The organism is Desulfatitalea alkaliphila (genome assembly GCF_022968795.1).
GTDB classification, from domain to species: Bacteria; Desulfobacterota; Desulfobacteria; order Desulfobacterales; family Desulfosarcinaceae; genus Desulfatitalea; species Desulfatitalea alkaliphila.
This window is the reverse complement of the sequence record NZ_JALJRB010000041.1, coordinates 20098-29231: the sequence shown is the minus strand read 5'-3', so window position 1 is coordinate 29231 and position 9134 is coordinate 20098. Positions and strand designations below refer to the sequence as shown.

Below are 9134 nucleotides of genomic sequence, written 5' to 3'. Positions count from 1 at the left end.
TGAAGTGGGCTGCAAGGAGTGCCCTTGTATCTTTCACTCAGCCGATTTGGTCCTCTTTCGATAACGGGAGCATTACCAGTTTCTGCCAAAAATAGATGAAAACTCGAGCATGGGCAACTTTCATCCCACTTAACTGATGAGACAGCGAATTACCACGAAAAATCGGGCTGAACATGATTTTGCCGTTGTTATTTTTGAATTTGGGAATGCACAACCTTTCACCTAAAGAAAATTCCCATGTCAGTTGCCGCTCAGCAGTTATTTTGCGATGCAGCAGATTGGAAATCGACCTTTCTATCGTGCGTCAGCAACCGTTTGGATGAGATTGGAAGCAATTGTGCCATGGAATCGATCACCGACATAACAAAGGGCCTCTTTGAATATCGCTCCGAAATAATGGGGCAAGCCGTTTTGGCGCTCATCGGAAAAAAATTCGCCCACCTGCTTGACCAATCCGTTTGCCGGTGTCCGCAGTGTCATCGAAGTATCAAGGCGCACAGCGAGAAGGTCCGGCGTAAGATCGAAACGGTCGTGGGGCCGGTGACACTGTATCGTCCCTATTTCTATTGCAAGCGCTGTTCGTTCGGTTTTAATCCATTGGATGATGCATTGGGGCTTTGCCATCGCAAGGTTCAACCCGATATTCAAGAGCTCGAAGCATGGTTGGCAGCCGAAATGCCCTACGAAACCGTCGGTGAAGCCCTCAGGCGGTGTTCAGGCATTGAATTGACCGGATGCTCGCGATCCGTTGTGCCATCTATAATGGCACATACGACAAGGTCTTTCAAAAGTACAAAGTGGCGCAGATACCACAGTGATCAATTACTTTTTTTTAACAGTTTGGTAATGCTCCCGGTTTCGCCTTGGCCATTGGCCCCGGCCACTTCAGGGCAAATCGCCCAGTAGCCACCCTCCGGTGCGGGTTCAATTATGGCTGTAAATTCAGCTTTCATTATATAATTTCCTATTTGTAATGTGACCGAACGCACTTCCCAGCGGATAGGGAACCGAGTCCGCCGGAGAAAATGGTTCAAGTAAGCCAATCATATTCTCTGTGTATGAGTACCCTGCTGCCGGGTTTGAGATATATTTCCCTGCGAATATGGGCAGGCAGGACAATGTAGCCTCTTATTGAAACGATGACACATTCCGGTTTCAAGTCGCACATTTCCTTTGTAGCAGTTATGACGATCTTATGCAGCAATGGTATAATTGTCAATCAATCATAAAATTTGCAACAACAGGTCGGAGGCGAGAGAGCAAAAAAGGAGAAGAAACTGAACAACTGACGAACGTCCCGAACGTCCCCCGAACGTCCCCTACTTTCCCGTCCCCTACTTTCCCCCCGTACTTATCGTTCAAATAATGATCGGCTAAAAATCCACCCTGCCATCATCACTTAGTGTGTATGGCCGATTATAAGGATTATCCGGGATCTCCAAAATAAGGCCGAAATCCAGCAGTTCATCCAACGAATGAGGAAGCCGACCAAATTGATCGGAAAACTGATCCACCGCCTGCTGCAATCGGTATGCGTCTTGAACTGCCGTCATGCGTTTTTTGAGCAGCCGTTTTTGATGTTCATCTTCGGTGCTCTCATACATTCCCGCGAGGAAATCGATGGCACTCTGGTATTGGCCAACCTTGGACGCAAGCCGCGAAGCCCATGTGGCCAGGGTAGGCGGCGCACCGGGCACCAGAGAGGCTTCCATCAAAGCTGCCGAGGCGGCCGAATGATCTTTGTAAAAGTAAAAATGGTTAAAGCCTATGAAAAACCCAGGTCGCCAATCCCAATACCGGTGCCTGTTGCTGCGTTCCAGAATGGTGATGGTCTCATCATATTTTTCTGCATGCCATGGCAATATGCCCTGAGCGATGACATAAGTCTGCTTGAAATAAGGGTCCAGAATGCTACTCTGTTCCAATAGGTGTGCAACCATGCCCCACTCTCTTTCATCAGGCTCCAAATTACCACCTAAAAAGCTGGCCGCCTCCAAAAGCAGATAATCCGCTACAACACCTTTAAATTCACCGGCCAATGCTTTTAGAATGGATGGTGGCAACGGGGCTGCCGAAACCCGTAAACGGTAATTCAATTCTTCGCGCAAATCGGCCACACGTATCTTGGCGATACCAAACAATATCAGAAAAAAAACGAAAAGAGAAAAAAGAGTATAAAACTCCTTGTGCTTCATCCCACTTCCCTGCGTTGAAAGACAAATACCGTCAAGATCAGAATTAATCCGATATAGCCGATGCCGTAGAGTGCTGACCAAATGGTCGACACCGTATCCAAAGGAAGTCCGTAACCGGCTATGGTTTTAAGGTCAAAAGCGCTTAAGTTGGGGAATATCCAAGTAACTGCCTCAAGGAAAATGCGGAAGAAGGTCGAAAAGTCTTCACTACCAGAGAGCATCTTGCGCACGATTTCAACATTCTGACCGATAAAGTAAGCACACGCGGTCAAAAGTAGGGCGATATAAGAGCTTGTCATCATACTGGTAAAAAACTGAGCCAGAGCGGTCACGGTCAGCAGGCTCAAAAAAGAAAAAAGGAGGGAAATGCCGAAAATCCCCCACGAATAGTCCGGAGGAACATAAGCGGGTGCCAAGTGCATGATAACTTTAACGGAACCGGCGGCAAAGCCACCTATGATCGCAACGGAAACACCGATCATTAATATCAGGCCCAGATATTTACCCAATACGTATTGCCATCTGGCAATGGGACGCGAAATCACCATGTAGATGGTCCGCTTTTCAAAATCACGAGATAGCAAATTGATGCCCATGAAAAAAATGATAGCCAACCCGGCAATCGAGACCATTGATAGGCCTAAATCTACTGAAACCTTGCTCAGATCGTAGGTAAACATTTGGGCAAAGATCAAGTTGAGCAGCGAAAGCAGGAAGGCGAAAAAAAGAATCCCGATTATAATTCTGTTGCGTACCCCCTCTTTGAAAGTAATCTTAGCCAATAGCCAGATCTGCCCCATGGTTCTCTCTTTCGTCTTGCTCAACGAGTTGGATGAACATTTTTTCGAGCCCACCGGCACCCGCTTGCAATGTGTCCGTGTTGCCGCAATAAAGAAGGCGCCCTCGGTTCAGTATCCCTACCCTGTCGCACAATTTTTCAATGTCACTTAAGATATGAGAGCTGAAAAAAACCGTCCGGCCGTTGCGTCGCATGTCCAAAATGAGGTCGGCCACCAGTCGCCGGCCCAATGGATCGAGGCCACTCATAGGTTCGTCCAGAATACACACTTCAGGATCGTGAATCAGCGCCAGTGCCAGGCCGATACGCTGCACCATGCCTTTGGAATAAGTGCGAATGCGCTGCCGTTTCACGTGGGCCAGTTTCAATCGCGCCAGTAACTGGTCGATGCGTTCACCTATCAAATTCCTGTCCATCCGCGCTGTTCGGCCGCCAAACATGAGAATCTCCTCGGCGGTCAAATGATCATAGAAATAAGGGTTTTCGGGGAGGTAACCAATCGAACCGCGTGCAAGTGGATCCTGGACCGGAATTCCCTTGATCATGGCCGTACCGGCACTTGGGCGAATAAAATTCAAAAGAATCTTGATAACCGTGCTCTTTCCAGCACCGTTGGGCCCCAGAAAGCCAAAAACCTCGCCCTTGGCGATAGCCAAGGTGAGGTTATCCACGGCAGGAACTTTTGAGGTTCGTCCTTTTCGATACCATTTAGTCAAGTTATCAATTTGAATAATCATTATGATGGCATATAGGAAGGTTGCCTTTCCTGCCCTATATTGAAAGGCTTGAATTTAGTTCATATTTGAAATGGCCCAATTTGGTAATAATCGTATATGTCTATATTGAAAAGAATTTCAAGGGTAAAATAACTACGGTTGAAAAATTGAGTAGAACAGATTAAAGCAGGCAACCAAATCTGGATGGCTGACCATAAACCACCTATGCTGATCCGTTGCATTCTATTGTGGCTTTTAAAAAAAACAGAAAGAAGGGGCGCATAGATTCTTCGACCCCTTCTTTCTTGTTTCTTACCCTGCTTAAGCAAGCTGTGGCCTGAAAGCTATCGGGCCTGCCAATCACCGCCACCCGGTCCAGCTACGGCTGTGAAATCATCACCTGCCGTAGATGCAGGCTCATCGCCCGCCGCGAGCTCTACACCAACCGAAGTTGCGTCTTCCACGAAAAAGATTGCGGTAGTATCCCCATCGACAGCGTAATAGGTGTTCCCGTTTCTGTGCTTCGTCATGCCAACAAAGGAAGAGTTTCCTGCCAAACCACCAGCGGCAGCATTGGTGGTGGCAACCAGACCGACCAGGTTGCCCAGGCCTATTTCCGTACCCTGAGCGTTCCCCTGAGGATCATCAGCGGTAATCGAGGGAAAGTTACCAGCACCGGCAGTGGGTCCAATCAAAAGATTGCCTGCACCACCTGCGCCACCTGCATAAGCAGCGCCTACAGCAGGAGCTGCAGTAGCGTCGGAGATTCCAAAAACTTGCCAATCGCTGAAGAAAGCCGCCTGGCTGGTGGCCAGGTTCCGAACGTCAGATTGAGCCGAAGAGTTGAACCCGCGAATCCGATAGGCCGCGAACTGCGGGATGGCGATGGCGGCCAAGATACCGATGATGGCGATGACGATCATCAATTCGATCAGGGTGAAACCTTTTTGATTGTTGCCTCTGAGTTTCTGCAGCATGGTGTTGCCTCCTTGGGTTGTTGAGAATGATTGGGTTTTGTTGGTTTTTTGAAATTGGGGACGCCGTTTGGTCCTAATCCGCCCCTGTTTTGGCATGAAATCGAGTAATGTATATCCTGTTTCAATGCCGTTATCCGCTGCACAGGAATTAGCAAGCGGCGTGCCATGAATATGATTGAACGATAAAATTTACATTGACTTGTTTTTATTGGATATTTCGAAGAAACGGGGTACCATGGCATTCCTCGTCGTCCGAACTTTGGCACCTGCTCCAACATTTTACGCGGAGGATGACAATTTTCGTCACTCGGATACAATGGGAATGGAATTCAGGAGGTGGGCACACAGAGACGGCCCGCGAGGCGCCATTGCCGGATGTGCTTCGGGCCACGGGACTCTATAATAAAGGGGGGATGTTCAGTCGATAATACGTTTTACCAGCACCCACCAACCCCAAGGCCATCAAAACAGGCATCCACTAAATAACCCAACAAATGCCGCACAATCTCAACGAACTCAACCAACCCTTCAAACACAACAAACCCTATTAACTCAACCAAATCGCCCTACTCCCCCTCCTCCACCCCCAACTTATCCACTCGATACCGGAACGACCGAAATGTTATGCCCAGCAAATCCGCCGCCTTGTTCTTGTTACCACCGGTAACTTTCAAGGCCTTCTTGAGGTAGGCGCGTTCGATGTCGGCGAGGATGTCGTCCAGGGAGACGCCTTGGGACACTTCATCCACGTCGAAGCGTTTGTTTTCGATGCCTTCGATCCAGCGCCGTTTGTGGATGGACATGGCGAGGCTGTCGGGGAGCAGGATGTTGGTGCTGGAGAGGGCTACGGATCGCTCGATGAGGTTTTCCAGTTCGCGGACGTTGCCGGGGAAATCGTACCTTTTGAGCATGTCGATGGCGTAGGAGGAGACCTTGCTGACCGATTTGCCCATTTCTTTGGCGTATTTTTCGATGAAGTGCTGGGTGAGGATTTTCAGGTCGGCTTTGCGCTCGCGCAGGGGGGGGACTTTTATTTCGATGACATTGAGGCGGTAAAAGAGGTCTTCGCGAAACCGGCCGGCGATCACTTCGTCTTCCAGGTGCTTGTTGGTGGCGGAGATGATGCGGATGTCCACGCTGAGGTCGCGGGTGCCGCCCACGGCGCGGAAGGACCGCTCCTGGACGGCGCGCAGCAGCTTGACCTGCATGGGGACGCTCAGCTCGGCCACTTCGTCCAGGAAGATGGTGCCGCCGTGGGCGGCTTCCAGCAGGCCCATTTTGTCTTGGCCGGCGCCGGTGAAGGCGCCTTTTTTGTGGCCGAAAAACTCGCTTTCCACGAGGGTTTCGGGGATGCCACCACAGTTGACGGGCACGAAGGGTTTGTCGGCGCGTTCGCTGTTGTCGTGGATGGCGCGGGCGATGAGCTCCTTGCCGGTGCCGCTTTCACCGGTGATCAGGATATTGGTGCGGGTTTTGGCCACCTGGCGCACCATTTGATAGATGTGCTGCATGCGGGGGCAGCTGCCGACGATGTTGCCGAAAAAGACCGTGTCTTTGAGTTCGTCCTCGATGGCCTGGCGCTCCACTTCCAGGGTTTTGCGCTCCAGGGCGTTGGCGATGGTTTCTTTGAGTTCGTCGTTGTCGAAGGGTTTGGGGACGTAGTCGTAGGCCCCTTCGTTCATGGCTTCCACGGCGGTTTCGGTGCTGGCGTAGGCCGAAATCATGATGACGGTGGTGGCCGGGTTTTTCTCTTTGACGGCGCGCAGCACGTCCAGGCCGGTCAGGTCCCCGAGACGGATGTCGGTGAGCACCAGGTCGTACTCATTGGCCTGGATCATTTCCACCGCCTTGCGCCCGTTTTCCGCCAGGGCGATGGTGTAGCCTTCCTTGCTGAGCATGTAGTCCAGCAGCTCGCGCATGCTGCGTTCGTCGTCGACGACCAGGATGGTGGGCGGCGTGTTTGTTGGGTTGGTTGAGTTTATTGGGTTTGTTGTGTTTTTTGGGTTGGTGGAGGTTGGGGTCAAGGTTTTGTTTCCTCCTTCCCAGGTGTTTTGTTGGGTGGTAGTTGGTCCGGTACCTTATAAATATGCATCACCGGGGTTGGGGGTTTCCATCGGGTGTTTGATGGGTCACTTTGCCGCCCATGATGGTCATTGTCGCCCGGCCTTTGAGGCGCAGGTTTTCGAAGGGGGTGTTGCGGCTTTTGGATTGCATGGTGGCGGCTTGGACCTCGAAGGTCGCTTCCGGGTCGATGAGGGTCAGGTCGGCCGGTTGTCCGGGGCGCACGCCGGTGGGCAGGCCGAGGATGCGGGCCGGGGTGGTGGCCATGCGGGTGATGAGGGTTTCGATGGTCAGGACGCCGTCGGCCACCAGTTGAAGGCCCAGAGGCAAGGCGGTTTCCAGGCCGATGATGCCGTTGGGGGCGCGGTCGAACTCCACGTCTTTTTCCATTGGGGCGTGGGGCGCGTGATCGGTGGCGATGGCGTCCAGGGTGCCGCCGGCCAGGGCCTGGCGGATGGCCTGGCGGTCCGCTTCGGTACGCAGGGGCGGGTTCATTTTGGCGTTGGTGTTGTAGCCTGCCACGGCCGCTTCGGTCAGGGTGAAGTAGTGGGGCGCGGTTTCGGCGGTGACCGGAATGCCTTCCTCCTTGGCGCGCCGGATGGCGGTGACCGATTCGCGGGTGCTCACGTGGGCGATGTGCACCGGTGCGCCGGTGAGCGCCGCCAGGGCGATGTCCCGCATGACCATGATGCTTTCGGCGGCGTTGGGGATGCCGGCCAGTCCCATGCGGGTGGCCAGGGGGCCTTCGTTCATGGCGCCGCCTGCGGCCAGGTGCATTTCCTCGCAGTGGGAGATCACCAGCAGCCCGAAGCCGTCGGCGTATTCCAGGGCGCGGCGCATCAGCAGGCTGCTCATTACCGGCAGGCCGTCGTCGCTGACCGCCACGGCGCCGGCGGCTTTGAGTTCGCCGAATTCGCTCAGTTGCTCACCCTTGGAGCCCTTGCTGATGGCGGCCACGGGGTAGACCCGCACCAGACCGGCTGTCTCGGCCTTGCGGCGGATCAGGGCGGTGATGGCCGGGTCGTCGTTGACCGGATCGGTGTTGGGCATGGTGCAAACGGCGGTAAAACCGCCGGCGGCGGCGGCGCGGCTGCCGGTCAGGATGGTCTCTTTATACTCCTGGCCCGGCTCGCGGAAATGGACGTGCAGATCGATCAGACCGGGGGTGAGCCATTTGCCCGCGGCTTCGACCACCGTCACCCCGTTGCCTTGGACGGCCAGGGTGCCGGCCGGTTGCACCGCTTCGATGCGGTCCCCGTTGATCAACACGTCGCAAGGGGCGTCCAGGTGTCCGGGATCGATCACCCGGGCCCCTTTAATCAGGGTCTGCATTGCGGCTTCCTCCCAGGACCAGGTACAGCAAGGCCATGCGCACGGCCACGCCGTTGGTTACCTGTTCCAGTATGATGGATTGGGGGCCGTCGGCCACTTCTGAGGCGATCTCCACGCCGCGGTTGATGGGGCCGGGATGCATCACCAGGGCATCCGGGCGGGCCAACGCCAAGCGGCGCCGATCGAGGCCGAAGAAGCGGGCGTATTCCCGTTCGCTGGACATGGAAAACGGTTTGAGGCGCTCTTTTTGAATGCGCAGCATCATCACCACATCGGCGCCGGTAATGGCATCCTCCACGGTGGGGGCCACGGTGGCGCCGAGGGTTTCGGCCCCCTTGGGTATCATGGTGGGCGGCCCGGCCAGGGTGACGGTGGCGCCCATCTTGGTGAACCCGGCGCAATTGGAGCGGGCCACGCGGCTGTGGGCGATGTCGCCGATGATGGCCACCTTGAGCCCTTCCAGGGTGCCTTTGCGCCGGCGCACGGTGAGCATGTCCAGCAGCGCCTGGCTGGGATGGGCGTGGGTGCCGTCGCCGGCATTGATCACCGACGCCTTGAGCCGCTTGGCCAGGTAGTGGGGCGCGCCGGAGAAGCGATGGCGCAGCACCACGACGTCGGGGTGCATGGCCTCCAGGTTGCGCGCGGTGTCCAGCAGGGTTTCGCCTTTGACCAGGCTGCTCATGTCGCCGGAGAGGGAGAGGCTGTCGGCGCTGAGCCGTTTGGCGGCGATGTCGAAGGAGGTGCGGGTGCGGGTGCTGGGTTCGTAAAAGAAGAGGATCACCGTCTTGCCCCGCAGCACGGGCACCTTTTTAATGGGCCGTTCGGAAATCTCCTTCATGCTGTCGGCGGTGTCCAGAATCAGCTGGATCTCCTCCACCGAGAGGGATTCCATGTCGAGAATGTCTTTTCTTTCCAACGGCATCGCACACCCGATGAATTTTTAACCTATCGTTTCAGGTAGTAAGGGGACGACTTGCCGGCACGGCTGTTTCATTCTGTTCCGGACCGCCCCGGACCGCCCCGGACCGGGCCGCCGAATTCCGGCGCCGACACT

General features: G+C 54.5%; 7 protein-coding genes and 2 pseudogenes. 1 reads left to right on the top strand and 8 read right to left on the bottom strand.

Features of this window, described 5'->3' with window-relative positions:
- Positions 1-342: 342 nt before the first annotated feature.
- A pseudogene (locus MRX98_RS20975) lies at positions 343-771 on the top strand (ISKra4-like element ISDau4 family transposase); the annotation flags it as partial.
- Between the two features lie 259 nt (positions 772-1030).
- Here the strand turns inward: MRX98_RS20975 and MRX98_RS22295 are convergent.
- The 8 genes and pseudogenes from MRX98_RS22295 to MRX98_RS20940 all read right to left on the bottom strand — a co-directional run bounded on the left by MRX98_RS22295 (position 1031) and on the right by MRX98_RS20940 (position 9002).
- Positions 1031-1168, bottom strand: coding sequence for an AbrB/MazE/SpoVT family DNA-binding domain-containing protein (locus MRX98_RS22295; protein ID WP_425523907.1), 138 nt, complete (start codon positions 1166-1168; stop codon positions 1031-1033).
- 205 nt (positions 1169-1373) lie between these two features.
- Complete coding sequence (locus MRX98_RS20970; protein ID WP_246914813.1) at positions 1374-2195, bottom strand: hypothetical protein; 822 nt, start codon at positions 2193-2195, stop codon at positions 1374-1376.
- Positions 2192-2995, bottom strand: coding sequence for an ABC transporter permease (locus MRX98_RS20965; protein WP_246914810.1), 804 nt, complete (start codon positions 2993-2995; stop codon positions 2192-2194). The genes MRX98_RS20970 and MRX98_RS20965 overlap by 4 nt, the downstream gene beginning before the upstream one ends.
- Complete coding sequence (locus tag MRX98_RS20960; protein WP_246914807.1) at positions 2970-3731, bottom strand: ABC transporter ATP-binding protein; 762 nt, start codon at positions 3729-3731, stop codon at positions 2970-2972. The genes MRX98_RS20965 and MRX98_RS20960 overlap by 26 nt, the downstream gene beginning before the upstream one ends.
- Positions 3732-4575: 844 nt before the next feature.
- Positions 4576-4687, bottom strand: a pseudogene (locus MRX98_RS20955) (prepilin-type N-terminal cleavage/methylation domain-containing protein); the annotation flags it as partial.
- Positions 4688-5253: 566 nt separating this feature from the next.
- Positions 5254-6711 carry a sigma-54-dependent transcriptional regulator gene (locus tag MRX98_RS20950; RefSeq protein ID WP_425523906.1) on the bottom strand — a complete coding sequence of 486 codons (1458 nt, stop codon included), beginning with the start codon at positions 6709-6711 and terminating at the stop codon, positions 5254-5256.
- Positions 6712-6778: 67 nt separating this feature from the next.
- On the bottom strand, positions 6779-8080 hold the full coding sequence (locus MRX98_RS20945) for a dihydroorotase (RefSeq protein ID WP_246914801.1): 1302 nt from the start codon (positions 8078-8080) through the stop codon (positions 6779-6781).
- A complete protein-coding gene (locus MRX98_RS20940; RefSeq protein WP_246914798.1) occupies positions 8064-9002 on the bottom strand; it encodes an aspartate carbamoyltransferase catalytic subunit in 939 nt (312 codons plus the stop codon). The genes MRX98_RS20945 and MRX98_RS20940 overlap by 17 nt, the downstream gene beginning before the upstream one ends.
- Positions 9003-9134 lie beyond the last annotated feature (132 nt).